The 26,848-nt window shown below is 45.1% G+C and carries 25 protein-coding genes and 1 pseudogene; 10 read left to right on the top strand and 16 right to left on the bottom strand.

Annotated features, from left to right (window positions below):
* The first annotated feature begins 61 nt into the window (after positions 1–61).
* From ACMUEV_RS26520 to ACMUEV_RS26490, 7 genes are read left to right on the top strand one after another with little or no spacing between them, the layout of a single operon-like run.
* Entirely contained in the window at positions 62–1,048 is a 987-nt protein-coding gene (locus tag ACMUEV_RS26520) for a glycosyltransferase family 2 protein (protein ID WP_190653764.1), read from the top strand.
* Positions 1,045–2,463, top strand: coding sequence for an oligosaccharide flippase family protein (locus ACMUEV_RS26515; RefSeq protein WP_190653763.1), 1,419 nt, complete (start codon positions 1,045–1,047; stop codon positions 2,461–2,463). The genes ACMUEV_RS26520 and ACMUEV_RS26515 overlap by 4 nt, the downstream gene beginning before the upstream one ends.
* Positions 2,464–2,473: 10 nt before the next feature.
* Positions 2,474–3,388: a DUF6625 family protein gene (locus tag ACMUEV_RS26510; RefSeq protein ID WP_190653762.1), complete on the top strand. Its 915-nt coding sequence runs from the start codon at positions 2,474–2,476 to the stop codon at positions 3,386–3,388.
* A gap of 4 nt (positions 3,389–3,392) precedes the next feature.
* The gene (locus ACMUEV_RS26505; RefSeq protein WP_190653761.1) at positions 3,393–4,517 is read left to right on the top strand and encodes a glycosyltransferase family 4 protein; all 1,125 of its coding nucleotides are present in this window, start codon (positions 3,393–3,395) and stop codon (positions 4,515–4,517) included.
* Positions 4,504–5,646, top strand: coding sequence for a glycosyltransferase family 4 protein (locus tag ACMUEV_RS26500; RefSeq protein WP_242044928.1), 1,143 nt, complete (start codon positions 4,504–4,506; stop codon positions 5,644–5,646). Before ACMUEV_RS26505 ends, ACMUEV_RS26500 begins: the two co-directional genes overlap by 14 nt.
* A gap of 2 nt (positions 5,647–5,648) precedes the next feature.
* Entirely contained in the window at positions 5,649–6,830 is a 1,182-nt protein-coding gene (locus ACMUEV_RS26495) for a glycosyltransferase (RefSeq protein WP_190653760.1), read from the top strand.
* The gene (locus tag ACMUEV_RS26490) at positions 6,827–7,909 is read left to right on the top strand and encodes a family 43 glycosylhydrolase (RefSeq protein ID WP_190653759.1); all 1,083 of its coding nucleotides are present in this window, start codon (positions 6,827–6,829) and stop codon (positions 7,907–7,909) included. Before ACMUEV_RS26495 ends, ACMUEV_RS26490 begins: the two co-directional genes overlap by 4 nt.
* Here ACMUEV_RS26490 and ACMUEV_RS26485 read toward each other — a convergent pair.
* Positions 7,906–9,216: an O-antigen ligase family protein gene (locus ACMUEV_RS26485; protein WP_190653758.1), complete on the bottom strand. Its 1,311-nt coding sequence runs from the start codon at positions 9,214–9,216 to the stop codon at positions 7,906–7,908. The two genes, ACMUEV_RS26490 and ACMUEV_RS26485, sit on opposite strands and share 4 nt — an antisense overlap.
* Before the next feature lie 190 nt (positions 9,217–9,406).
* Between ACMUEV_RS26485 and ACMUEV_RS26480 the strand changes: the two genes are divergently transcribed.
* Together ACMUEV_RS26480 and ACMUEV_RS26475 are read left to right on the top strand one after the other, a co-directional pair.
* The gene (locus ACMUEV_RS26480) at positions 9,407–11,455 is read left to right on the top strand and encodes a GumC family protein (protein ID WP_190653757.1); all 2,049 of its coding nucleotides are present in this window, start codon (positions 9,407–9,409) and stop codon (positions 11,453–11,455) included.
* The gene (locus tag ACMUEV_RS26475) at positions 11,421–12,839 is read left to right on the top strand and encodes a GH39 family glycosyl hydrolase (protein ID WP_190653756.1); all 1,419 of its coding nucleotides are present in this window, start codon (positions 11,421–11,423) and stop codon (positions 12,837–12,839) included. Before ACMUEV_RS26480 ends, ACMUEV_RS26475 begins: the two co-directional genes overlap by 35 nt.
* Positions 12,840–12,862: 23 nt before the next feature.
* On the opposite strand, the gene ACMUEV_RS26470 is transcribed toward ACMUEV_RS26475, so the two are convergent.
* The 6 genes from ACMUEV_RS26470 to ACMUEV_RS26445 form a co-directional block, all read right to left on the bottom strand.
* Complete coding sequence (locus ACMUEV_RS26470) at positions 12,863–13,129, bottom strand: Precorrin-3B methylase (protein WP_190653755.1); 267 nt, start codon at positions 13,127–13,129, stop codon at positions 12,863–12,865.
* A 73-nt stretch (positions 13,130–13,202) separates the two neighbouring features.
* Positions 13,203–13,595 carry a DUF4280 domain-containing protein gene (locus ACMUEV_RS26465; protein ID WP_190653754.1) on the bottom strand — a complete coding sequence of 131 codons (393 nt, stop codon included), beginning with the start codon at positions 13,593–13,595 and terminating at the stop codon, positions 13,203–13,205.
* A gap of 13 nt (positions 13,596–13,608) precedes the next feature.
* Entirely contained in the window at positions 13,609–15,522 is a 1,914-nt protein-coding gene (locus ACMUEV_RS26460; protein WP_190653753.1) for a VgrG-related protein, read from the bottom strand.
* 52 nt (positions 15,523–15,574) lie between these two features.
* Positions 15,575–16,093 carry a hypothetical protein gene (locus ACMUEV_RS26455; protein WP_190653752.1) on the bottom strand — a complete coding sequence of 173 codons (519 nt, stop codon included), beginning with the start codon at positions 16,091–16,093 and terminating at the stop codon, positions 15,575–15,577.
* Positions 16,094–16,109: 16 nt separating this feature from the next.
* Complete coding sequence (locus tag ACMUEV_RS26450; protein WP_190653751.1) at positions 16,110–16,916, bottom strand: hypothetical protein; 807 nt, start codon at positions 16,914–16,916, stop codon at positions 16,110–16,112.
* 1,829 nt (positions 16,917–18,745) lie between these two features.
* Positions 18,746–19,129 carry a hypothetical protein gene (locus ACMUEV_RS26445; RefSeq protein WP_190653750.1) on the bottom strand — a complete coding sequence of 128 codons (384 nt, stop codon included), beginning with the start codon at positions 19,127–19,129 and terminating at the stop codon, positions 18,746–18,748.
* Between the two features lie 477 nt (positions 19,130–19,606).
* On the opposite strand from ACMUEV_RS26445, the gene ACMUEV_RS26440 reads away from it, so the two are divergent.
* A complete protein-coding gene (locus ACMUEV_RS26440) occupies positions 19,607–19,969 on the top strand; it encodes a hypothetical protein (RefSeq protein WP_190653749.1) in 363 nt (120 codons plus the stop codon).
* A 1,984-nt stretch (positions 19,970–21,953) separates the two neighbouring features.
* Here ACMUEV_RS26440 and ACMUEV_RS26435 read toward each other — a convergent pair.
* The 9 genes and pseudogenes from ACMUEV_RS26435 to ACMUEV_RS26395 form a co-directional block, all read right to left on the bottom strand.
* Positions 21,954–22,490: a phage tail protein gene (locus tag ACMUEV_RS26435; protein WP_190653748.1), complete on the bottom strand. Its 537-nt coding sequence runs from the start codon at positions 22,488–22,490 to the stop codon at positions 21,954–21,956.
* Complete coding sequence (locus ACMUEV_RS26430; RefSeq protein WP_190653747.1) at positions 22,487–22,645, bottom strand: hypothetical protein; 159 nt, start codon at positions 22,643–22,645, stop codon at positions 22,487–22,489. Before ACMUEV_RS26430 ends, ACMUEV_RS26435 begins: the two co-directional genes overlap by 4 nt.
* Positions 22,626–22,769: pseudogene (locus tag ACMUEV_RS26425) on the bottom strand (DUF6760 family protein); the annotation flags it as partial. The pseudogene ACMUEV_RS26425 and the gene ACMUEV_RS26430, both read right to left, overlap by 20 nt.
* Positions 22,770–22,792: 23 nt before the next feature.
* Positions 22,793–23,158: a phage tail assembly protein gene (locus ACMUEV_RS26420; protein WP_190653746.1), complete on the bottom strand. Its 366-nt coding sequence runs from the start codon at positions 23,156–23,158 to the stop codon at positions 22,793–22,795.
* Positions 23,159–23,161: 3 nt separating this feature from the next.
* Entirely contained in the window at positions 23,162–23,482 is a 321-nt protein-coding gene (locus tag ACMUEV_RS26415; RefSeq protein ID WP_199329763.1) for a hypothetical protein, read from the bottom strand.
* Positions 23,472–23,978 carry a phage tail protein gene (locus tag ACMUEV_RS26410; protein WP_190653744.1) on the bottom strand — a complete coding sequence of 169 codons (507 nt, stop codon included), beginning with the start codon at positions 23,976–23,978 and terminating at the stop codon, positions 23,472–23,474. Before ACMUEV_RS26410 ends, ACMUEV_RS26415 begins: the two co-directional genes overlap by 11 nt.
* Before the next feature lie 2 nt (positions 23,979–23,980).
* Positions 23,981–24,484 (bottom strand): phage tail protein, encoded by a 504-nt coding sequence (locus ACMUEV_RS26405; protein WP_190653743.1) that lies wholly within the window; start codon positions 24,482–24,484, stop codon positions 23,981–23,983.
* Between the two features lie 44 nt (positions 24,485–24,528).
* Positions 24,529–24,993 carry a phage tail protein gene (locus ACMUEV_RS26400; protein ID WP_190653742.1) on the bottom strand — a complete coding sequence of 155 codons (465 nt, stop codon included), beginning with the start codon at positions 24,991–24,993 and terminating at the stop codon, positions 24,529–24,531.
* 134 nt (positions 24,994–25,127) lie between these two features.
* Positions 25,128–26,837 (bottom strand): phage tail sheath C-terminal domain-containing protein, encoded by a 1,710-nt coding sequence (locus ACMUEV_RS26395; RefSeq protein WP_190653741.1) that lies wholly within the window; start codon positions 26,835–26,837, stop codon positions 25,128–25,130.
* Between the last annotated feature and the right edge of the window lie 11 nt (positions 26,838–26,848).

The raw sequence follows: 26,848 nt of genomic DNA, 5'->3' as shown, positions 1-26,848 counted from the left end.
CGATTTTTACCAATCAATCTGAATGTTCAGGTTGCATGATGCCAAATGTAGGGAGTTTTCCATGAGTACTTATCCTAGAGTCAGCGTTGTGATTCCGGCTTACAATGTTCGCTCTTATCTTGAAGATGCTCTTATTTCCTTAGAGCACCAGTCTTTTCAGGCATTTGAAGCGATCGTAGTCGATGATGGTTCAACTGATGGAACTGCGGACTTAGTTGAGCAATTTTGTCAGCGTGATCCCCGTTTTCGCTTATTGATCAAGCCGAATGGGGGACTGTCATCTGCTCGCAATTATGGGATTCGTCAGGCGCAAGCACAGTATATTGCAATGCTGGATGGTGACGATCGCTATGAGCCAGATAAATTAGCAAATCATGTGGCAAGGCTTGATCGTGATCCCCAGATTGGAGTCGTCTATAGTGCTTCAAAAATCATTCGCGATGATGGACAACAAAGCTGGATGTCTTTGAGCGGAAAGCCGATTTTTTCAGATGCTCTCGTCTCACTATTGTGCAAAAATTTCATCGGAAATGGCTCCAATGCGATGTTTCGTCGGGCTTTAGTCGATGAGGTGGGAGAGTTTGATGAAACATTGCGGAGTTCTGAGGATCTGGATTTCTGGCTCCGAGTTGCTGCAACACGGCGATGGCGATTTTATCGAGAATCTCAGGCTCTTTGTTGTTACCGGGTACGTTCTTCTGGATTGTCTTTTAATGTGGCACAGATGCAGCGATCGCATGAGCAAGTTCTTCAAGCTGCTTACCTGCGATCTCCGGAGCAGATTGAACCTTGGTTGCCAACAGCTTATGCCTATATGTATCGCTTGCTGGCTCGATTAGCGCTGACAGGCGGCGATACAAAGCAGGCTCAGCAGTTGATGCAGCAAGCTTGGGATTGCGATCGCTCGATCTTTTATCGAGATCCGCGATCGCTGTTGACGTTACTTGCTGTGAAGTTCGCGCCGATTGCGAAACAACTGATTGAGCGATCTCTGGGTAAGTCACAGCGTTTAGATATTGCAAAATCTATTCAGAGCAGAGAACTATGAAGACAGTCTCATTGCTCAGAGGTGGATTGTGGATTACTTATGCAACGTTTGTGACTCGAATTTTTGTCTTTTTGAGTAATTTGGTCTTAGCGCGGTTGCTTCAGCCTTCAGACTTTGGTGTGATTGGGATCGCCTATGTTTTTTGGTCATTTTTCACGCTATTTACTCAAGACACAGCAGGAGCTTTCATTATCTACAAGGGAGTCGATAATCCTAAGTACGTGAATACGACTTACACGATTAGCTTAGGAGTAGGTCTGGGATTAGGTCTGCTCATGGCGATCAGTTCACCTTGGGTTGCGAGCTTTTTTAATGAACCTGCTTTAGTTGGCATCCTGATTGTCTTTGCATTCAATTTACTTTTATCTTCTGCGACCTATGTTTATTCGGGCGTAATGACGCGGCGAATGCAGTATCAGGCACTCGCAAATATTAGTCTGGCAAACTCAATCACACGACTACTCTGTACGACTGGGGCGGCTCTATTAGGGTTAGGGTACTGGTCTTTCGTGATTGGAGATACAATTTCCTGGATCGTCAATGCGCTGTTAACGCGGTATTACTCTAGGCATCGATTTCGGCTCCAAATTGATCCTGAAATTCGATCTGAAGTGCTGACGTTTTGCTTCGGTTCAGTGGGCGCAAGTTTGGGATTCTATCTCAGCTTTAATGCGGATAATTTTACGGTCGGAAAAGTATTAGGTAATGCGAGTTTGGGGTACTACAATCTTGCTTATCAGCTATCGATGACACTCTCAGGAATTTCCAGTGCGTTGCTGAATCAATTGGGAATGCCAGTTTTTGCTCAATTGCCGATCGACAAACAAGAGAATGCTTTGTTTAAGGTAGTTGAGCAAATTGCTTTTTTGACGGCTCCGATTTATGCGCTGATTTTCTTAATTCTTGATCCCTCAGTTGTGACGCTCATTTTTGGTTCTCAATGGATTCCAATTTGTACCGTGCTACCGGGGTTACTTTTTTATGCTTACTTTCGTGTCGTGAATTCGCCGCTCTATTCTATGCTCGTTGCTAAAGGTCGTCCGGATCTCAATGCTAGAGTCAGCCTTCAAATTGCTCCGCTTGCAGTTCTGAGCTTTATTGCAGGTGCTTATCAAGGGGGGATTATTGGCGTAAGCATAGCTGTGGCAGCGGTACTTGGAATTCTTTGGACACTTTATTACTGGTGGATTGCTTGCAAGCATCTCCATTGGTCAATGAGTCGCTTTCTTCGCCCTTGCTTTATCCCGATTCTGCTGAGTATTCCAGGGCTGGCAATTTCATTTCATCTGCCTTTCCTGGTTAAGCCATTTACTTTTCTATTTGCGTATCTGGTCTGTATTCGGGTTGTCGCTCCTCAGCAAATCGTTCAATATCAAGCATTAATTCATAAACTATACGATCGCTTATTTCACTAACTTAAGCACAATGAAGAAGATTATTTTTCTGATGCCTTATTTTGGTTGTTTTCCTGAATGGTTTGATTTGTATCTCGAATCATGCCGCTGGAATCCAACGATCGATTGGCTTTTCTTCACAGATTGTGGAGTTCCCGAAAATGCTCCAGCAAACGTGCGATTTATTCAAATGAGCTTTCAAGCCTATCAACAGCTTGTTTGCGATCGCTTAAATATTAGTTTTCAAACTCATTCTGCCTATACCGTGTGTAATCTTCGTCCTGCGTATGGCTTGATTCATCAGGAGCATATTGCTGGATATGATTACTTTGGCTTTGGGGATATTGATGTCATTTATGGCAATCTCCGAGCTTTTTATACAGATGCAGTGCTTGACTACAATACGATTTCGACGCACAGCGATCGAGTTTCTGGGCATCTATTTTTGATCAAGAATAATGCGTATTGGGTGAATGCTTTTCGCAGGATACCGGATTGGCAAAACCTGATGAGTCAGCCGATCAATGTGCCGATGGATGAGGGTTACTTTACAAAGCAATTGCTTGGGCGCAAACGGCTGCCCAGTTTCTTACGCCGTGTGTGGGGAATTGTTGACCCGGATAAGCGTCACCATCTGTTTCAAGAGCGCTTTAGTACGGTCTTATCTGATCGACCTTGGATGAATGGAACGTATGATTATCCGACTCAGTGGTTTTGGCATCGAGGCAAATTAACGGTCGAAACGGGTGAAGAGTTAATGTACTTACATTTTATGAATTGGAAATCCAGCCGATACTTGCGAAAACGGTATGGAGATCAAGCTGCTTGGGAAAACCTCTCTCAACTGGTTGACCCAAACTTAACGGATTTAAGCCAAGGCTTTTGTATTAGCCCGTTGGGATTTACTCCGATTGAATCGACAGCCCCTATTGCGATCGCACTTTAAAACAATGGTGATACATCATCTTCTCGTCACAGGTGAATCGATATTTCTCGATCGGCATCAATGTCTATTCAAAGCCTTATCGAGCCATTTTGAGCAGCTTAGTTTTTCTCCGAGACAGAGCGAATGGTATGAAGCCAGACTACCTAGAACACTCTTGAAAAGTCTACTAACACTAAGGACAGGCTCTTTAAGCAAAGCAAATGCAGTTTTTCAGAAAAACAGCACTGCGTTTATTCTCAAATCACGACGCACTGAGCGAACGATTCAACGCTTACAGCCAAAGCCTGATTTTGTACTCCAGATCTTCGGAACGTATAGTCCGGTTTGGGATGCTGGCAATATTCCCTATGCCATGTTTCTTGACTACACTGCGGCGCTGGCTGAGCGAAATTGGTCGAGTTGGGCAACATTTTTAAGCGATCGCACCAGAACTGCTTGGTTTGAGTGCGAACGGTCAGCCTACAGCCGAGCCGAGCATATCTTTAGCATGAGCCAAGTTGTGAAAACATCGCTGATTGAAGAGTATGGAATTCCTGAAAACAAAGTCACAGTCGTCGGTTCGTCAGGCGATTTTCAAGTTCCTGATGTTCGAGAAAAAGCGATCGGAAGTCAGCAAATTCTCTTTAATGGATCAGATTTTGAGCGCAAGGGTGGAGATTTAGTCCTCGCTGCTTTTCGCCAGGTTAGGAAAGCTTTGCCAAACTCGAAGCTTGTTGTGATTGGTCGAAAACTATCGATCGAAGAACCCGGAATTGAGAATCCAGGACATATTGCCGATCGTGCAGAAATTCGTCGATTATTTCTGAACACAGATTTAGTCGTTGCTCCTGCCTACTGTGATCCCTTCCCAACTTTTTTGATGGAAGCCATGAACTATGGTATTCCCTGTGTTGTGTCCAATCGAGACGGAATGCCCGAAATTGTCGATCACGAAATCAATGGGATCGTGCTTCAGCATTTGACTTCTGAGCATTTAGCAAAGCATCTGATTGATCTGCTCACAAATCCTGCTGTGCTTTTATCAATGTCTCAAGCAGCGCAGATGAAAGTTCGGACTCAATTGAACTGGAATGCGATCGCGAAAACCATAGCGCAGACTCTAAAATCTGAGGCATATGACTATGTTTAACTTTGGCTTTGTCGTAGAACACATGCTAGGGCATGTCACACACTATAAAAATCTAAAACACTGGGTTGCACAAGATAGCACTGTACGTCCGGTTTGGATGCCGATCGAGGCGGAAAAAAATGATCTATGGAAACATCTTCCGATGATTCGTAACAACTGGTCGCTCCAGTCTAGTCTTCGTGCCCGTGATGCGATTCGAGCGGCTCAGCCTTTAGATGCCCTATTTTTGCATACTCAAACCGTATCTTTATTTGCATCTTCATTTGCACAGCAGATTCCAACCATTATTTCTACAGATGCTACACCGCTCAACTATGACACTGTTGCCGCAGGATATCAGCATAAAGTTGGGGGACATTCCTTACTAGAACGTCAGAAATTTTTGTGGAATCGCCATTCTTATCATGCTGCTACTGCTCTGATTACATTCTGTCACTGGGCAAAAGACTCTCTGATCAAAGATTATGATGTACCTGCTGAGAAAGTCACCGTGATCTCATCCGGGATCGATTTAGAACAATGGCATTTTCAGCGAAATCAAACGATCGATAGTCCTGTACGTTTGCTATTTGTAGGAGGAGATTTTGCTCGCAAAGGAGGACATACACTGATTGAAGCTTTTCGCAGTGGGCTGGAGGGTTGCACGCTAGATATTGTCACCCAGGATGCACAAGTTGCTGAGGATCTATCAGGCGTTGAGCGAGTCAAGGTCTATCAGAATTTGGGGGCGAATAGTTCAAAACTCAAGGAATTGTATGCTAAAGCAGATATGTTTGTCTTGCCGACTCAGGCTGACTGCTATCCCAATGTAATTATGGAAGCGATGGCGGCAGGCTTACCGATTATTACCACTGATGTTGGCGCGATCGGTGAACAGGTAGAAAACGGAGTGAATGGACTGCTTGTGCCGATCTCAGATGTCAGTGCTTTGGTGACGGCACTTAAGGTTTTGATTGATGATCCATTGAAACGACGAGCGATGTCGATCGCGAGTCGTCAGCTAGCAATAGAACGATTTGATGGTCGCCGCAACTATAACCAGATTTTAGCCTTAATGAAAAATTTAACTCAGGAGCATCAAGCTTCTAAACGGTTGTCTTCTCCAAAAAATCTCTTGGTGCGTTTCTAATTATGGTGGTCAATCATTTAGCAAGTTCTTCTGAAATTCAGGTTAAGCAGCGAGTTAGAGTAAAGCCCGATGTTGCAATTTTTTTGCGAGGGCTATATGGTGGCGGTGCTGAAAAAGCAATGCTGAATCTTGCTCGTGGATTTATCGATCATGGATTACAAGTTGATCTTGTGCTTGCTAGAGCCGCGGGAGTGTATTTAGAACAAGTCCAGCCTGAGATTCGAGTTGTGGATCTCAAAGCAGAATGGATGCCATCAAGTTTGCCAAAAATCACTCGCTATCTCCAGCAGACTCATCCCACGACAATGCTCGCCGCTTTGCATTATCCCTGTGAAATTGCTTTGTGGGCAAAACGTTTAGCAAGAGTTTCAACTCGCATCATTGTGTCCGAGCATAATCATCTTTCGCTTGAAGCACAGCGCATTCCTCAACGATCGGTGCAATTCACTCCGACTGCTGCGAGACTATTTTATCCTTGGGCAGATGGAATCGTTGCCGTTTCGCAAGGCGTTGCAGACGATCTCGCTGAGATTACTCGACTCAATCGCGATCGCATTCAAGTCGTCTACAATCCGATCGTGTTACCTGAATTGTTCACGCAAGCACAAGAATCTGTGACACATCCTTGGTTTAAGCCTGATCAACCTCCTGTCGTTCTAGCGGTAGGTCGGCTCTATCCACAAAAAGATTTTTCGACCTTGATTCATGCCTTTGCTCAAGTTCGACGGATTCGACCGGCTCGGCTTGTGATTCTGGGGGATGGTCCTGAACGAGAGCGTCTGACCACGTTAGTAGAAGAACTGGGATTAACCGAGGATGTCGCTTTACTGGGGTTTGTACAAAATCCCTATGCATATATGGCAAAAGCGGCTGTGTTTGTGCTGTCTTCTGCTTGGGAAGGATTAGGCAATGTTTTAGTAGAAGCGTTGGCAGTTGGAACGCCTGTGGTTTCGACAAACTGCGAGAGTGGCCCGGCTGAGATTTTAGCGCAAGGAAAGTATGGTGTGCTGACTCCAGTGGGAGACGATTCCGCGATCGCATCAGCAATCATTCAGACCCTATCAAGCCCGGCTCGACAGGTTGATCCCCAATGGTTGAAGCAGTTCACATTAGAAACTTGTACGCAACAGTATTTAGACGTTTTGGGGATTTGTGATTATTCTTCACCCACAAGAACAGTATGAAATTCAATAGTACCTTGTATCAAACCACAGCACAGCTAGTCGGTCAGTTGCCAAAAGGTCGATCGAAGGCGTTAGGTGCTTTATTTTCACTTTGGAATAGTCATCCGAGCTGGGATCCTTGGCTGCTCAAAGATGGAGATGTCTATCGACTTTTTTACTTGTTAGGTTCGAGTAAATCGGGACCTTGGTGGCTAGAAGGCAAAATATGCGGTGCAATTTCAACGGACTTAGAACAATGGCAAGACTTGGGAACTGTGCTAGAAGTCAGCCCTGAGCATTCCTGGGAAGCTGGAAGAATGCTGGCGGGTTGCGCGCTCAAAGAAAATGGGATCTACTATCTTTTTTATTCAGCCGCCGGAGAGGGTGCTGAGATTATGAATGAAGGGATTGGGTTAGCGACTTCAAGTGATGGCATACACTGGCAACGTAGCCCTCGCGAATTGGTGAAACCCGATGCGAATCATCGTTGGTACGGACAGTATAAGCGAAGCCTAGGAGGTTTTGACTATGATCATTATCAGTGGCGCGACCCCTATGTGGTGAAAGATGAGCAGACCGGGCTTTACTATATGTTTATCTGTGCTTATCGCAAAGAAGGCGGGAAAGGTGCATATCGAGGATGTGTTGGCTTAGCTGTTGCTGATCGCATTGATGGATCTTATGAACTGCTGCCGCCTGCGGCAACTCCTACGATCGAGGGAACTCAAGAGTCTCCTTTTTATGAAATGGAGCGTCCGCAAGTCATTTATAGAAACGGTCAGTATCATCTGTTTTTCTCTTGCTGGACAACTTGGTTAAATCCTAAGTGGTTGGGCACGGTCGATCGCGCACAAATTACTGATTCTTCGCTGTACTGGTATGTTGCGGATCAGATTACAGGACCTTATCGCCCTGTTAGCCAGACTCCAGTTGTGAGTGGAAGTTCTCGATCGGGAATTTATGGAACGAACTTTTTTTCGGCTCCAGATGCGCCGGATGAATTTATTGCTTATGGTTGGTACTGCAAACGCATGACACTAGCCATTTCCCCGTTTGTTCGGGTCATATGGAATCAAGATTCGATCCGCTTGTCGATCTAACCTTCTCCAGATATCTGCTCCCAACTCGTCAAATTTGCCTGATGGGGTTGTACTTCATGCAAGACAGCCCCTAACCAAACGAAAAAGAACCAGAGATTAACTGCCATCCAACTGAGCGGAGTGGCATTACAAGAGATGTAGAGTGCAATCAAACTAGCAAACGCCCATTTACAGCCAAAATGACCGTTTACTGCTGGCGTATAAGTTGCGAAAAGCGTCAGAATCATTGCAGCGATCAAAGCAATGAAGCCGAAAATTCCGTTTAGATAAAGCACAGCCGCATAAGTCGAGAAGGAGCCAAGACCAATATAGCTATCTTCATATAAATGCGCTCTCCCTCGAATGACTCCCCACCCGATCCAGGGCGATTCTTGCCAAGCTTCGAGTGTTTTGCGAACGACCAAAGCTCGTTCTTGCGAAGAGTTTGCGCGAGCTTGCGTAAATCCTTCCATTGGCTTGCGGAAGAGTTCTTCGATCGTGAGTCCCCAAATACTAGACATCATTAGCGTCAGAGCCGTACTCCAGAGCGACAACTGGCGAAATAATCCATTTTCAAAGCAGGTTCCGATAAAAAGCGCGATCGGTAAACACAGCCATGCGCTCCGACTGGCGCTCACAATTAATGCTGCAACCGCACCGAGTAAGGCGACATAGCGAAGTCGGCGATCGCGTTCGCCTAAACAAATCAAAAAGCATAAAACAGCGCAGAGTCCCAGAATGGGAGGATCAGGCGTATACAGAACTGTTCTGGGTAATGGAATACCTAAAAAGCTTGAAAAATGAGCAAACATTACTCGCAAACTTCCTTTGTCGCCTGGCAGAATGCGTGCAAGTGGCGGCAGATAACCGTTCCCGCCAATTCTGAGGAACAGCATAGCAATTTGAATCGCGATCGCAACCAAATAGCCCGAAGACATCCAAGCGATCGCTCTAGTGACAACCTCAACCCGGACTTGGCTAAAAAAGGGTAATGCTAGACAGGCAAAAATCAAAAAATAGCTTTTGAGAAAAGTGACAACGGCTGCTGCTGCCACTTGTAGGTTAAAGCCCATCTCGTTGATCCCCAAGGCTGCTGTCCAAAGCATCACGATCGACATCACGAACCAAGACCAAACATACACCGGAAAAGGTCTTTGAATGAGTTGATCCCAGCTCAAGTGAATTGCGAATAAGGTTAAGACAACAGCAGGATAAAAGAGCGGCTGAATTCCCATTAACCACCACAGTGGAGTCAGGATAATTGTCCAATAGATGATGCGCTCTGAACGTGATAAAGCATAAATCTGATGTTGGAGTTTGAGGAGCATCTCTCTCTACTGCACGCAATTTCTGAGGTACGTTAGCTTTAAATTCACTCTCGGACATCAATCGATCGGTAGAGAGAACTGACAGGTAACGCTAATTTAGTTCTACCTATTTATGTATTTGCAATTGCTCGAAGGTGAATAAAATGTAGCTTGAATTCCTCATACCCGCAGTTGTTTAGGAGCGGTCTGAATGAAAAAAATAGCGCTCATTGCTTCTAGACATTGGAAGGCTTTGCTTGGTCTGAATGCAGTTGTAATATTAGGGACTGTAGGAGCGATGTTGACCACTCCTAAAGTTTGGACTGCTCAGGCACAACTGATTCTGCCTTCCTCGAATGGAGGCAACCTTGATGCCAACTTGGGAACTTTAGGGTCTTACCGTAACAGTGATCCGAGCTTTTCACCTCAAGTCAATCCCCTGAAAATTCAAGAGGCGATTCTCACCAGTGATGCGATTCTTGAAAAGGCTTGGGCAGCTGATCCTGAGAGAGATGCAGCGAATAAACCTCGCAATTATGGACAATTCTTTGAAGTGACTTCGCTCGAACAAACGAGCGTCATGCTGCTCTCTGTCACAGGCTCAAGTCCCGATATCGCCAAGCAGCGCGCAGAAGCAATTCTCAATGCCTATCGGCAGCGTCTGAGCGAGCTTCGTCAGGCAAATAACAATACGCGCGATGGCTTTAGCCAGAAACAGCTTGAACAAGCTCAACGCAGATTAACTGAAGCGCAGACTGCTCTAGCACAATTCAAACAATCGACAGGATTGGTAAATAACGAAGAACAAACGAAAGGGCTAGTTGGAACGATCAATACTTTAGAAGCGGCACAGGCCCAGGTTCAGGCGGAATCTCAAGCGGCTCGCGATCGCGCGAATACTCTCGCGACTCGATTAAATCTTTCGCCTACTGACGCAGTTCAAGCATTAGGGTTAGACCAAAACGAAGATTACAAAAAGCTTCGCGGTAAGCTCACTGAAGCCGAATCGACATTGGACAAACTGCGCTCGACATTCACAGATCGCAGCCCTCAAGTCCAAAGAGCGATCGTAGAGCGGGACACTTTGCGGAACCAGCTTCAGCAGTATGTTGGGCAAGCCGCAGGTCGAATTTCTGCCAATACAGATTTTACAACTGGGGCGGAAGGACGGAATACCTTAATTGAGCAATTAGTGTTAGCTGAAACGAATGCGAATGGACAACAACGACAAGCAGAACAACTCCAGCAACAAATTGATCAGCGGCAAAAAATCCTCAATCAATTGCCTGCAAATCAAGCAAAACTCAATGCTTTACAGCGACAGGCAGATGTTGCGGAAGGAGTTTATAAAGGGCTAGTTGCACAGACACAACAATCAAATATTGATGCTTTTAATGCGTATCCAAATATTCAGGAGTTAAACGCACCCTTTGTTGATGCTAAACCATCGAGTCCAAAGAAATCTCTGATGGCAATTAATGCGCTTCTTGCTTCTGTCATTGGGAGCATTGCACTAATATTGTTGCTCGAAGCTCGCAATCCATTGCTGACTCCCAAAGATTTGCAGGCTCTAAAATTTTCGCTTGTTGCTCGTATTCCCAAACTAAAGCGACTGGCAATAGAGCCGAATTCAAGCTTTGAAGGTGAGATCGAGTTTCAGCGAGTAGCGTCAGCGATTAGTCTTCAACCGCTGAAAGGGATACGACTGTTAATTGCAAGTGCGATAACGGGTGAGGGAAAAACGACAGTAGCACTGCAACTTGCTCATGCTTTAACCGAACTCGGATTTCGAGTGCTGCTGGTTGACGGAGATTTTCGTAAAGCTCAGTTAAGTCATCAACTTGGTTACTTGAGCGATCGCTCAGTTGGAGATCAAGTCATTTCGTTGCAACCTAATCTCGATTTTGTGCCAACGATGCCTCAGACTGGCAAGATTGTCGATTTAGTCAAACGGGGACGATTTGAACGTTACTTGGCAGTGGCGGAATCTCAGAAAGACTATGATTATGTATTAGTAGACAGCGCTCCAGTCAGCTCAACCAGTGAAACTGCACTAATGGCTGCGATCGTGCCTTATGTTCTTTTTGTCGTTCGCCCAGGAATTAGCGCTCGAAATGTTGTGAATAATAGTTTAGAGCAGTTAACGCAACACCATGCTAAACTGCTAGGCTTGGTGATCAATGGTGTCGAAGTTCAAGGTCATGCCTATTCGTATCACTCTAATCATGATGATCCTCGCCCATATCGATTATCAAATTGATTCTTTTCAGCAGTCTACTCAAAGCGTCAGTCTCATGAGCCAAAACCAGAACATCGCGACTGTCGATTGGAGTAAGAGCCAGGCAGCGAGTACGAATTTGGGTTATGGCTTAAATGCGTATCAAGGTTTTCGACCTGAGAGTTTTAGCACTTCGGCTTATCAAAGTAATATGTCTGTGATGAATCCGGGTTTGATTCGGTTTCATAATAGCAGCATGTTGCAAGACTCTAGCACACCGGATGGGCTGATCGATACGGCTCGTCGAGTTTGGGATGCGAAGAAAGTAAAAGCTGCTTTAGTGGCTTCATTTTCGTCTTTTAAGCGGGAACAACCGCAACGGATGATTAATATTCCGACTTGGCCAGATTGGATGGATGCGGATCGCGACGGATTTCTCGATCGCAATCAGTTTGATAACTATGCAAAGCTGTGCGCTGATTTGGTCAAAATTGTCAACCAAGATGCTCAATTGAAAGTGCAGTATTGGGAAGTGACGAATGAAAAGGATGATCACTACTTTACTCAGTTCTATACGGAGAGTGGCTGGGGTGGGTTGAAGGATGCAGCGAAGCCCGATCGCGTCAATGAACTGGTCACGATTTATAACAAAACTGCGATCGCGATGAAACAAGCAGATCCGACGATTCAAGTGGGCGGGATCGGTCTAGCACGCCCCGATCTGCAACCGTTTTATGTTCCGTTCATCAAGGGAACTGCAAATCATCTTGATTTTTTTACTTATCACTTTTACGCAACGGGAAGTGCTTCTACCTCAGACCAAGATGTGTTTCAGACCACTCGCGCGATTGGCGACTACACTCGCACGATTGTACAAACGCTGCAAAATGCAAGCCCAAATCGCACGATTCCAGCCATGTTGGGTGAATATAACATTAGCTGGACATGGGAAACTCGCGATCCCCGCATGATCAATCATAAAGGGGTTGTGTTTGATGCGTTAACGATGGTCAGTGCCCTCTCAAATGGTGCGACTGCAACCTTGACTTGGAACGAGAAAGATGGCGTTTACGGCAAAATGGACGATAGCAGTCAGATGCGTCTGGGAGGCAAATTCTTACAATTGTTGAATCAATTCATGATTGGCGATCGCGTCTCGACAAAAACTGCTCCTGACAGCGCTATTACGACTTTTGCTGTGAATAATGCTGCTTTAGGATACAAGTCTTACTTGCTGATTAACTCCTCAAATGATTTGCAGCAAGTTCAACTCGATTTTGCTGGATGGCAGCCTACTCAATCGACGTTAGAGACATATACGATCTCGGCTTCAGGCTATCTCAACAAAACCGTTAACTGGTCGGAACTGAACAGTGGATTTGCGATGCCTGCTAGCTCTGTGATGTTATTCACATTTACACAATAATGCGATCGCATTATTGTGAGTTGCTATTTTGATTTGCGCTTTGACTTTGGAGGCGTGCGATGTTCGCCAAAGTATTTCTCGCTGCGATAGCGTAGCCAGACTCTCAGAACTTGCGGAATTTTCTCTTTCTGCTCTTTCGTCAACGTGTTGTAAAGTGCCAAGGCACGTTCTCGCTCTCCTCGACAAGCAGCATTATTATGAGCATCCCAATAGCTACGAGCGACCCGAATTCGGCGACAGACTTCTTTGATCAATGCCTCGCCAGTTAAAGGCTCTTCTTGCTTTGCCATCTTTTTTGATCAGAATTTACTCTAATCATTCTAGTAGGAATGAAGTCGAATCCCCCCACTCCCCACTCCCCACCTATGCAATATTTACTTTAAACTGCCCAGGAGTATTAATCTTGATAATGCCTCCAAATGCACAGTTACAGATTGCCGTGTTCGGGAGAGCAGGGATTTTGCCGATTTTTACTTTAATCGCACCAGGTGACCAAGGGCTGACAATTGCAGGGATACAAGGCATGGGTGTCAGGACTCCAAAAGCAGCAGCAGTTGCAGCAGCCACGGCTGGATTTGCGATCGAACTACACATGGCAAACGGCAAAATATTCGCCATTGGGATATTGTCGAAAATTGTTGCGGCGAGCATTCCATTCACGAGCACAGGAGCACCTTTGGGAATCACAATTAAAGTACTTGGCGCGGCTCCAAATGAACATTGTAAGGAAGCTCCCATACACACTTGTAATGGCATTCGCGATCGCTCTCTAATTCAGATTAATGACTGGGGCAGAAACCGTAACTGTTGCATCTCCTTTTACAGTTGTCGAGATACCTTTGACATTCACCATTCCAGTTGCCTGAACGGTAATACCAGCCGCCGCAATTTCAATTTTATTTCCCCCCATTTTAATGCTGATGCCTGAGTTAGAAATTTTGATTTCACTTCCCCCGACCTTGAGTGAAATGTTTTGCATTGCACTAATGTTTAAGTCGCCAGTCGAACTCATCGTAATTTTTTTCGTTTGATCTTCAAATTTTAGAGAGTTCGAGCCAGGAGTTTTAATTTCAATCTGCTTGTTTTGCTCATCTAAACAAACTTCATTCCCACTGTTTGTTTTAAGCGTGACTTGCTTATCTTTGTCATCGAAGTGTAAGAGATGTCCAGTACTGCTTTTGATTTGAACTCCCTTGTTACTACTTCCCTTGTCTTCTTCAACAAACTGCAATTCATGACCGACTCTTGTCTTAAAGGTTCTGAGTCGAACTTTTCCATCTGCAACTGAATCATCTACTGATGTCGGAGGAGCATCTGTCCCATTCCAAACTCCACCAATGACAAATGGACGGTGAATATCTCCATGCTCAAATCCGACTAGCACTTCATCATTGACTTCAGGTAAGCAATCGAAACCGCGATTTGTTCCGGCTCCAAGACTGATGACTCGCGCCCAGTTACTTTCATGTGCTTCTGTCAGAGTCGGAAACTTAACTCGAACTCGTCCCCATTTTTTTGGATCTTTATTGTTTGTCACCTTTGCGATCATCAATGTTTGTCCTGGCTGGAGTGGAGTCGTTGCACTGAGCATTGATAGTAAGTCATTGCCTCGCAATCCACGAACACTAAATTCTGTTTGATAGACTCGCTCTTGAAAGACATGGCGGGTTTCCGTAATGTAATAATCGCCGCTATATTTGCCCATGTCTGCTAGTTTGGCGACTCTTCCGGGTCGTATTGCAGGATTGCCTTCTGCTTTCGCATCTGCATGAACGAGTTCGCCTCCCAATTCATCGACGAGAGCTTGTGCGATTTTCTCTGCTTCGGCAGTCGAATTGACAGGTTGATCCACAACAATGAGTTTAGGTTGTGTGTTGAAACTGGTGCTTGCAGCATTGCGATCGCCTGCTGCAATCGAAGTTAATGCAGTGGGTGAGTTTTTTGTGGCGACGATCGCTTCTTTTCTCTGATAGTCCCAACCGCGCACTTCAACGGAGCTAACTTGGTCAGCGCTACTGACGCGAACTCGAAAACTGTTGAGATCTAAGAGCCATTTTAGAGTTAAAGTACTGTCTGACCTTGGTTTGCGACAGTTTAGTTTGCCATCTTGAACGTATAGTTCAAAGCCATTTCGTGCAGCCCGTTCTCGTAGAAACTGCATGTGAGTTTGATTTTCCTGAAACACATAATCATGAGCAATGGCAGTGCTATCGATTGTGCCGAGTGTCAGTCCTGCACTTTGAGCGACTCTGCTGATAATGTCGCTATCTGTCATGTTTTGAAAGGATTGACTATGGCGACCGCGATGAAGTCGATGCGAAATATCATAGCCGCGAATGATGATCGGAGCTTGGGCATCGCTACTAAACTGAGTTTCGATCGCAGTAATTTCACCATCGATCACATATCCTTGCTCTGCTTGATGGTATTCCTGTGCTGCTGTGCTGCTTTCGACGAATCCGATTTTGATCGATTTCCCAATCGCGAATTTCGATTCGTGTTGCCACATTGCATCTTGTGATCGCCCTGGCTGACTTGTGTTTTTGATCGTCAGTGTGAACATACTAGGTAAGTGCAGACTTTCTTCGACTACGACCTGCACAATGTCATCCAGCAATGCAGCAGGCGCATCTTGACCATCGATCTTCAGCAAAACTTGAGAGACATATGGAACAGCAGGCATGGCTTTTCAGAGTGTAAGAAAAGATACTGATATATCTTACGCGCAGTTTTGATTATCGCGATCGTTGTTGGCGAGTATCTCTGGTTCGCTGAGATGAGGAGTTGGAGGCGGACATGCCAGGTGTGGTCGTTGTGGCATCGATTTCTTCTAGCGTTAAATCGACGACAGCGCGAACAGGAGTGCCATCTGCGAGAAACATTGTCAGTTTATATCGGAGGCTTTTGACGAAGCAGCGGAGGTATTCTTGGCTACCCCAGGTAAATAGATAAATGGGTGGACGAGCTGCTGAGGGTAAAAAGGCGACGGCGGCTCTAAATTTAGAAATGTGAGCATCGACGACATTGGCTCCTGTTTCGTAGGTATCGAAGATGATGTTGCCGATCGACAAACTGTAAGGTTCAGGGTAGGCAAAGCTGATTTTAGGGATTCCAGTTCCGGTGCGTGCGCCTTCAGATGAGTTGAGTTGTAGCGATCGACTAAAATCGAGTTGTGTCGGATTGAACATGAATTCGATCGTTTCACCGCCATTCTGGGCAATCAGTTGAGCTTTAATTGGGGAGTTCAGGGACATAGTTTATTGACCGTGATTAGAGACGACTAGAGTAGTTGGAGCCACGCCGCTCCCGTTCGATTTCTAAACGTTGGCGCAGTAAGAGATAAACTTCTTGAGCGAGATAATCGAGATAATCAATTACTTCTGTTTCGCTTTCTGAGGTCGAGAGTTCGATGTAATCTGTCTCTTTCCTTTGGATCGTGGGTTGTGGTTGTGAGATTTCCGCAGTGCGTTGAATTCGAGGTAGGGAGCGCTCGATTGGTTTAGGCTTCTCAGCGATGCTTTGTACTAGATTTTCTAAGCTTGACCAAGAGGAATCTATTGTTTGGCTTGATTTTGAGGTGTGCTGTGGGTAAGCATCCTGTTTGGGCTGAAGATCAGGGGTTGGATTAAGCGATCGCAAGACGGATAATTCTTGGAGAACTGTCGGAATCACGGGTAATGATGAGTTTAGCGATCGTGAGATGAGTTCGGGCTGAGTATTTTCAGAGGATGTAACTAGTTCTGAAGGAATTGTAGAGGCGGAAGAATGATTAGAGTGATTCTGAGCAGGTGTAATTGAATCTTCAGAGGAGCGAGCAGCTTTTCTCTGAATGGAGTTAGAGGGAGATTCGACGGAAGATTCCGGTGTTACGAGTTGTTGGAAGGGTTCAGAAATTTGCTGAAAGTCTTGTTGAGCTATTCCGCTAGAAGCTTTTTCAGAAGGATCTAGGTTTTGAGATGAATTAGAGAAAATTTCTGAGTTTGGAGAACGGTTGAGATCCGTGTGCTCAGACGATGAGACAGGAGAGATTTGTCGATCGCTCAAGTTTTCTGAAACCTGACCATCAAATTCAGACATGTCGCTGTTTGAATTCATGGATCTTTGAATACTTGAAAAATTTTCTGAATGAGCAAGATGATTCGACTCACTAGCCTGACCATCAAATTCAGACATGTCGCTGTTTGAATTCATGGATCTTTGAATACTTGAAAAATTTTCTGAATGAGCAAGATGATTCGATTCACTGCCCGGATTTCTAGAAGACTTAAGATTGATCTCGGAAGGCTCAGAAATTGGCTCTGCATTTGCAATCTGTGGTGAATGAGTGGCTGAAGAAGCTAAATCGATCGAACCGTCTGAGTTTTGCTGAATGATACTTTGAGAGCTTCCAGAATATGTTTGAGCAGCATCACTATCCGAATCTATAGATCTTTGAATCCTTGAAGAATTTTCTGAATGAGCAGGCTGGCTCGACTCACTTCCTTGCTGAATAATAGTTTGAGAGCTTCCAGAATATGTTTGAGCAGCATCGCTATCCGAATCTATAGATCTTTGAATACTTGAAGAATTTTCTGAACGAGCAGGTTGATTTGACTCAGTATCTAGACTGCTAGAAGGTTCAAACTTGCGCCCAGAAGAACTAATTTCTGGCTCTAGATTTTCAAGTTGGGGTGAATGAGTGGCTGAAGGAGCTAAATCGATAGCACTATCTGAGTTTTGCTGAATGACAGTTTGAGAGCTTCCAGAATGTGTTTGAATAGACGGCGCTTTGCTACCGTTACTCTCTCTCTCTGGAAGAGAAGTTGGTGTGGACAGTGTGAAGTCTGTTGAAGCTGATTGAAGATTAGATTCTGGCTGACTGTTTGTCGCTGCATTAGACTTTGTTTGGTTCCTTCCAAATTCTACCTCGGTAGCGGTTGACTGTGAGAAATGAGACGATTCAAACATGCTCTCAGGTTTGCTTTTAGTCGCCGGATCTGAGGAGCTATCTAGCTTAGGTTGAATGGTTTTGCTAGTAGAGTGTGATGCATTGAGTTGATTGTCGATCGCTGAATTTGGAGAATTGACCACCTGAGAATCATGGTCTACTCTTGAAATCATTTGCTGCGCAATTGTCGGTTTAGAAGATGGTTGAAGTAGATTAGAAGATGCTTCGTTCGATGTTGTACTGTTAATCAGGTCCTCGGGTTCAGATTTGATCTCAGAATCAAATGAGCGAGAAATAGATTCTGAATTTTCGATTTCTGAGGAACGAGCAGTGAGCGAAATGGAATCATACTGTTGAGACTCTTGCTCTGACTGGAAGTTTTGAGCCGAATCTAGCTGTCGTTGAATCTTAGGAAATTCAGACGGCGATCGAGAAATTGAAGTTTCTTGAGAAGTTTCTTGATTTTGAGAAAATTCAGAACGCAACTGGGCATTGATACTGTGAGAACCAGATCCAATCTCTGGTGTACTCTGTCTTTGAATGTTGAGTGATTCAGATGGCGCTTGTGTGTTAAAAGGAATTTCAATGTGGTGAGAGGGCTGTTGTTGAGAGGCTGAGCTATTGATATCAGCTTCTATAGAAGGATTCTGAAAATTGTGTCCTAGCTGCGAGTTTTCTAATGGTTCAGTCTGTCTCTGAATGGCAGATGGTTCAGAAAGCGATTTTAGTTCTATTGTTGATTGAGAATTATCTGCTGATTCAAGTCTCTGCTGGAGAGAATTTCCGATAAAATCTGCTTCTGCTGTCGATTGAGAATTTGAGGTGTTAGAAGGGCTGTGGCTAACGTTAGGTTGATCGGATTCTTCGCTGCGTTGTATGTTGCTTGTATCTCCTAAATTCTCGATTCTAGAGGGCTTTGTCTCTTGAAACTCCTCAGGGATAGGAGGCAGTTCAGAGCCAGTCTGCTTGCGTTGAGCGATTAGATCATTGGTAAATTGCTGAGATGTTGCTTCTGATGCAGGCAAGGATGGTTGAGAAATGAAAGTGTTTTGACCTTGATCGAATTCTGAGCGCGATCGAGAATCTGAACTATCTGAGCGAGGCTCATGTTCAATCGACTGTGAATCTTCCGAATTAATTGCTCTCTGAAGCGTTGAAGATTCAGAGGAGAAATGTGGGGCGTTAATCGACCTTTCGCGTGGATTTTGAGATAAGCTGCTGTGAAAATCAGGTTGTATAGTTTCCGGTAAGCTAGCTTGCCTCTGAATAGTGGGTATGTCGGGAGATGATTGTGGAGAGTGAGCAACTGCGTCATGATTAGCTGGCGATCGCGAATCTGAACTACCAGGATGAATTTCGTCATTCATCGGCTGAGCGTTTAAATTGTCTGATGAATCAGCTTGTCTTTGAATGATGGGAGATTGAGAAGACAAATTGTCAGATTCTTTGCTCAGAGTAGGCTCTGAAGTACTATCATCAAACTCGCTAGTCGTGGGCTGATTGTTGTGCTCTGATTGTGCGCTGTTTGACGGATCAGCCTGTCTTTGAATCGCGAGTATTTCAGTGGAGGGCTGTAGAGAGTATTCTGCTTCGTTTTGAATCGGCTTCGACGGGGCAGACTTGCTATCAGAGCGCATCGATTGAGAAGAACTTAAATCTTCTAGATGTTCAGGCTGTCTTTGAATGACTGAGGATGATTGAGCTTGAATGTTTTGATTGTCATCTTTAGGAGCCAGCGGCTCATCAATGTGAGGTTTGCGAGCAATAGATTGAACATTGGATGCTAACTCGGATATTTGAACCGATTTAGTCTGATTTTGGATTGCTTCTAGTTCAGAAGATGAATGTTGAGCCTGAAGAGGGTCATTACCTTGGTCAAATTGCGATCGCAGATCCGAGGACTCAGTGCGAAGAACGCTCGCGGCTGGCTGAGACGCTTGCGGGGGTTGAAAATTGGCTGACAGATCAGTTTGTCTTTGAATTGAGAATGCTTCAGAAGATGGTTGAATCTCAGCTTCTTCAGTGGATGAGAACTCGGAGTTTTTCAAGAATTCTGAATTCTGCGAATTTTCATATTGAATTTCAGCAACTTGTCTCTGAATTGCTGAATCATCAGCGCTTATCTGTTGGATATTCAGATTGTTCTCACCACGATCCAGTTTCGTTGAGTCTAAACTCTCGGAAAGATGGGTATCATTTGTGAGGTGAGTAGGCTGTTCTGATGGCAAACGCTGTACAGTTGTTTGATCAGTAAATTGGGCGAACTGTTGATGATTATCGGTCAATCGCAGCCGCTCAGCCGTAACTCCCGGCTCTGGAATGCTAGTTGCTGGGGAATCGGACAGATGATTGCTAGAATCTAGCTGCTTCTGAATAAGACTAGGTTCCTGAGATTGCGATGCTGATTCAATATTTGGTTCCTGAGATTGCGATGCTGATTCAATTGGATTAACAATACTCTCATTGCCTTGAATTTTGCTATTTGAGGAATCGGACAGATGATTGCTAGAATCTAGTTGTTTCTGAACAAAATTAAAGTCTTGAGGCTGAGATGCTGATTCAATTGCTTGAGTAATCCTCTCATCGATCTGAGAATTGCTCTGAATCGTGTTGTTTGGGGCACCGGACAAGTGATCACTAGAATCTAGCTGTTTCTGAATAAGACTAGGTTCTTGAGATTGCGATGCTGATTCGATTGGTTGAGTAATCCTCTCATTGCTTTGAATTGTGTTGTTTGGGGCACCGGACAGGTGATCACTAGAATCTAGCTGTTTCTGAATAAGACTAGGTTCTTGAGATTGCGATGCTGATTCAATTGGCTGAGTAATCCTCTCATTGCTTTGAGGAGTGCTTTGAATCGTGCTATTTGAGGAATTGGATAGATAGTCACTAGAATCTAGCTGTTTCTGAATAAGATTGAAGCCTTGATGCTGAGGTGTTAAGTCATTTGAGCGTGAAGAACTATCATTGAACGGTCTATTGTTCTGAAATCTGCTGTCTAGAGGACTAGAGCTACGATCGCTAACTTCTGCTTTCCTTTGAATAAAATTAGCTTCTTGAGATTCTGGTATCTCACCTGCTTGTACAGAGGTTGTATCTAGCTGCGTATTGCCTTGAACTGCGCTACTTGAGAAGTTAGACTCGGGATTAGTAAACTCTGCTGCATTCTGAGATCGTGATGTTAGCTCACTAAATTTTGCAGCACTGGCATCTATTTCTGCATTTTTTTGAATTGTATTATTCAGAGAATCAGATTCATGACGGCTAACTTCTACTTTCCTTTGAATAAAGCTAGCTTCTTGAGATTCCGGTGTCTCGTTTGCTTGTACAGGGGGTGTATCTAGCTGCGTATTGTCCTGAGTCGCGCTACTTGAGAAGCCAGACTCGGGAGCACCAAATTCCGCTGAATTCTGAGATAGTGATGTTAGCTCGCTAAATTTTGTGGCGCTTGAATCATTTTTTGTAACATTTACATCTATCTCTGCACTTCTTTGAATCTTATGACCTAGGGAATCAGATTCATGACGACTAGCTTCTGACTTCCTCTGAACAAAACTAGCTTCTTGAGATTGTGGTATCTCGTTTGCTTGTACAGTAGTTGTATCTAGCTGTGGATTGCCTTGAGTTGTGCTGGTTGAGGAATCTGATCCCCGATCGCTGAAATCGACTACATTCTGAGGTGGGATTGCTGGCTCACTTAATCCCGCAAGATTCTCATCTTGCTTCATATCTCTTTGAAGTGTACTTTCTGAAGGATTAGGCGGGCGATTGTCAACATCTAAGTTTCTTTGGAGAATAGATTCATCCTGAATAGATGTTGGAAAAGAATTCAAATCTTCCTCGCCCTTACTGCTCTCTCCTGTCGGAAAATTTGACTCCTCAAACTCCATTCTGGGAGCAGTCGAATGTGATGAACCATACGTTTTAGGTTGCAGTACTTCGCTCGGCTGCCTAGCACTCTTCTGTGTAGATGACTGTGCAAAAAAAGGAGACTTCTGAACCCACGGATCTGAGAAAGGTTCTTCCTCTTCAGGCGTTGACTTAGGCGAAAAAATGCCAGGATCGAGAATATTCAGCCGTCGTGTTCCCAATGGCACAATAAACTGTTGCCCTAACGGAGCAGTCAGATGCGGTGGATGACGCACCTCAGAAGAACTCGATGAATCGTTAGGCAAGTCAGTCATAATTTAGTTACTTGCAAAATATCCAGATTGATCGCGAGAATTCAGAATCGTTGCTCCACCGCCACCTTGATTTGCAACAATCTTCAAACCTTCATAGACGAGCGTCAACTCTTCGATCGCAACACTATTTGCATCCGCACTCAAAGCAGGTGCCTTCCATCCCGTCGGTACAGCCCCAATCAGTGTCCAACACTGCATCGTCTCACCCGCTTGATTAAACACCAAAATATTGATATTCCGCCGATGCTGCTGGATCGCCGTTCCTTGATTGCGTTGCTCTAGTACCGCATTGATCCAATTCCAAAACACCAGATCATTGGTAATCCCGCGTTTTAGAGTCACTTCACTAAATTTCGGTTGACCCAGTAGAATTCTCTGCTGATCATTCACTCCGCCCTCAGAGATCGATTCATGTTGAATTTGGACACCTAACCCCTGACATTCGGTAAATGCCGCAGTTAAACTACTTTCAATCTCCACATAGAAGCGATTCGCTGTAACAAAATCTAGCCCAAACTCAGTCGTCCCATTTCTACTCATCTGTTGTACCTTCCATCTCGAATCGCTTGCAATTTGAGATCAGCTTGAAGCTTTTCGTAGACACGAGCGCTAAATTCTTTCATCGCGAGCGGATCACGCAACAGCTTTTTCGCAACCTGAGATAAGATGACTGGATCAATAGATTGAGAATTCATCGTGTGTCGAATGTTGTTTAAGCTTACCAATCTCAAACACCCAGCGGCGGCGCTCTGAGTGATCTAAATTGAGAATATCTTCTAAAGACCAATGAAAAGCGGATGCAACACAAGCTACCTCTTCATAGAGCGCACCTGAAGGGTAGCTTACGGCTCCCCCGCAAGTTCTAGCTCCACTTTAAAAGCAGTGCTACAAGTGGGGCATTGTGCAGGAATATGAGCATTGCCCTGTTGATTAATTCGATTAAAAAATTCTCGTAAATAAGCTAAATCGCGAGAAAACAAGTTCTCTAAATTCTCTGGAGTCAGTGTAGATAAGCTTCCCAACTGCTTGATCACTCGCGATAGCATAATCAGTAATCCATAAGCAGTACTCTCTTGAGTGCGTCGATCGCGCTGTACTGCAATCTCATCTTTTGCCGTCGCCAAACGCATGATGCCCTGACGATGCACAGCACCATCAGTCCCGACCAAGCCACGCGGCAAAGTAAACTCAAACTCGATCGCATCCATAGACTATGCAGGAATCGGAATAGACTCATCCATAGTAGATTCAAGTTCATTAATTGAACGATAAAATTTCTGCAAATAGTCCAGATCGCAAGCAAACAATCCTTCAATCACTGCGGGCGTTACCTCATCTAAGGCACCGAGCTTGATCATCACGCGCGATAGAATAATCACGCTTGCATACGCCGGATTAGCGCGCACTCGTGGATCTCTTAACGGGACAATTTCATCGATCGCTCTTGATAACCGCATGATTCCTTTGCGATGCACATTGCCGTCTGCATCCAAAAAACCCTTCGGTAACTCAAACTCAAATTCAACTTGCATCACTATTTGCCACCTTGACTCGTTTCAATTCTTCAACTGCGACTTCAATTTCTTCGACTTCCATCTCATCGCCCCGCGCATTCACATCTAAGATGCGATAGCCCATAGGAAAAGCTCCCTGAAATTCCAATCGAAACTGCTCCTCAGCCGCTTGATTGAAAATAATCAGAGAGCCATTCCGTCGTTGGGTTGCCCAATTTCCATCTTGAACTGCTGCAATCCAGTTCCAAAACGTCATAGAGCAGGTTAGCCCGCGACGAAGTACCAAATTCGAGTAACTGACATTTCCCGGTATCTTTGTTCCGACAATTCGCCCAACTGCTTTCCCTTGTGCGCCCCATTTTTGAGGCGTAACATGGTTTGTCTCAATCACCTGCTGCGAAGATTTAAAGCCGCTACATTCCAAGAAGTACCCATCTACAGAATCTTTGCTGCCATCCAAACGCAACTCTAGATAAAACCTGCAAGTTGTTAAAATCTCAGGAAAACCAGCCATAGTTAGGGATCTTTAATGGAGAACTTCAGGCGTTCGTATTGTAGTTCAAGTGTCCAAGTTTCAAGCTCGCTGCTGCCTGCATCACGAGCCGGAACATCAAAGCTACTGGGTAATACGCCTTGGAATTCATACAGAATGCCAACTTTTGCTTCTGTCCCAGAGTAGTAGACATTCACGGACATATCTTTACGCTGATCCCGTGCTTTGGAAGATTCCCCCAAGTTCGACTTCGAGGCGCAATCACTGTACCATTTCCAAAGCTTTTCGTCGTCACCTTGCTGATGTTTGCCAGGAACGAGAATGAGCTTTACAGATCCATATTTCGGTTGGCTTGGCGTACTCAAAACGAGTGCTTTACCTTTAGGTCCAGACCCGATCGAGTTGTCTGCACCAGATGGAGAAATATCCACCTGCATTCCGCTGACTTCTTTGACAATCAAGTTTTTGATGTCTGTAAGTTCGACAGAAAAACTGTCACTAGAGAGGAGTTCAATTGTATCTGCCATAAATGATTATCCAAATCAACTCAAGGAACACTTGCTTTCATAACTTAAGCCGGATCAAACTGGTCAACTTGCAGCGTGTAGGTTTCTTCGAGCAATCCACCCCCGATCGACAATTGCCCGATCGTATATTTACAAACCCAGACTCCGCTAAGTTTCCAAGAATCGATCACTTCACCCGCAGCATTAAAGGTTTTGATCGTTCCCGTGGTTCTTGCTGCGTCCGGAAACCCATCGCCATTCTCTGACTTGGGCATACATTCTTTCAGCCATTTCCGCATCAGCGAGCTAGTACTTTTTGCGTTTCCACTTGCAATGGTTTTCACCGTAATTTGTACGGCAGCTTCCCGCTTTTTCGTAAACGTCTGCCGAACTGCCCCTTTATCTCCAGACATCAAAGCGTCCCCGCCTTGAATATCTGTTTTGTAAGCCGGAACATCAACGCTCTTGAACTTGAGCGCATCAAATTTATCCAGCTTGAGTTCAAAATTCTCAACGGTCACGATCGCCATTTTGCATCACCTCTACAACTTCGACCAAATTAATCTCTCTGGGTTACTTATGCTTGAGGTGATCTCCCCTACCTCTCTGTAGTTTAGGAGAATCAGGGGGATCAACCTTTACGCAATGCGCTACAAATTTGGCATTACTGACCCGGTGCCCACTGGCTGATGCGGAAGATGACAAACTCAGCCGGACGAACAGGACACACGCCCACTTCAACATACAAACGACCGAGCATCATGGTTTCATGAGTGTTCAATTCACCATCGCACTTGACGTAGAATGCTTCGCTAGGCGATCCACCGACCAAAGCTCCTTCGCGCCACAGACGCTCAAGGAAGTTACTCACGGTGCGGTTCACACGTGCCCAAAGATCAGAATCATTCGGCTCAAACACAACCCATTGAGTCCCAATCTCGATCGACTTTTCGATATAGCTCAGTAAACGGCGAACACTGATATAACGCCATTGCACATTATCCGGCTCGACCAAAGTCCGAGCGCCCCAAATCTTAAAGCCGCGATTGTAGTTGGCAAAGTTGCGAATACAGTTAATCCCTACCGGGTTTAGCATTTCTTGCTCGCGCATGTTCGTTTCGTAAGCCAAGCCCAGCACACCGCGCGGAGTGTCATTTGCCGGAGCCTTGAAGATGCCGCGAGATTCGTCTGTACGACACCAAACACCCATCATATGACCTGAAGGGGGAATCAAGATCGGACGACCGCCATTCCGAGGATTCGCAACTTTGATCCAGGGATAGTACAAGGCACCAAACATCGATCGACGATTGAACTCTTTGAGCCAGTTGAACACATCTTGAGGCTTCTGCTGTTCTGGTGCAACGGCTTTGTTGTCATTTTTTCCAGGCTTAACCGGAGGTGCATCGAGCACTGCCATCCGATAGGCTGGTCCTGGGAAAGAATTTTCACATAGGCTCAGCATCATTTCCATCACGCCGTGCACTTGATCGATGTCCATGATGCCTTCTTGATACACACGCATCAGGTCAGGGCAGGCAATCATTGCGACTTCATCGACTTCAAAAATGCCTTGCATTCCGGTTTTGTCGCTGCGCTCACCTTGCAAGTCGCGTGCTAAATGTTCAAGTTTTGCGACATAGGGAGGGGGTGCAACTTCGTAAGAGCCATTTGCAGGACGACGAGATAAAGGCTGTCCACTTTGAGCAATATCTGCGATCGCGACATATTGCGAATCTGCAAGTGCAGTCACAACATAGTCTGCAACCGCTGTTTCTGCTTTAGAGTTCATCGTCAAGTGATCATATTCTTCAAGAATTTGATCACCATTGCGCACGATGAGCTTAAAGTATTCACCTGTGTTTAAAGGAGGATCTACATTAGCAGGAGCGTTACTCGGTAAGGGTTTGGGCGTACTTTCTAAAATTGTGACAGCTAAACGACCTTCACTAGAAGGCAGGGCAGGTGCAGTGCTAGTGCTCGCTGCTTTGAGATTAAAACGAAGTGTGGGTTTGCCGCTCGAAGTCAGCAATTTACATCCTGTTTCTTCAGCCGAGGGTGCAGCCGAACCCGGAAGTTTTGTTCCAATACTGACGACCCAGCAGCGACCTCCTCCATTCAAGAACCAACCTTGAACTGCAAAAGGCAGATAAGCATCAAAATCTGTGAATCCGTCTGAACCTGGTTTGCCGAAGCATTCTAAATACTGTGCCCAATTGGTAATGAGCATCGGCTTGAAAAGTTCTGCATCACCTCGAACATCTTCAGTGAAGCCAACAAAGCCTGCTACACTCAAGCTCACGCCATCAATGGGACGACTGCCACGATCGACTTCTTCGACGTAGACCCCAGGAGCAAAATAATCTAATGGCACAGGGAATCCTC

Origin of the sequence: Leptolyngbya sp. FACHB-1624 (genome assembly GCF_047649235.1) — a bacterium.
GTDB lineage: Bacteria > Cyanobacteriota > Cyanobacteriia > Leptolyngbyales > Leptolyngbyaceae > Leptolyngbya > Leptolyngbya boryana.
This window is presented reverse-complemented; position numbering and strand designations above follow the sequence as displayed.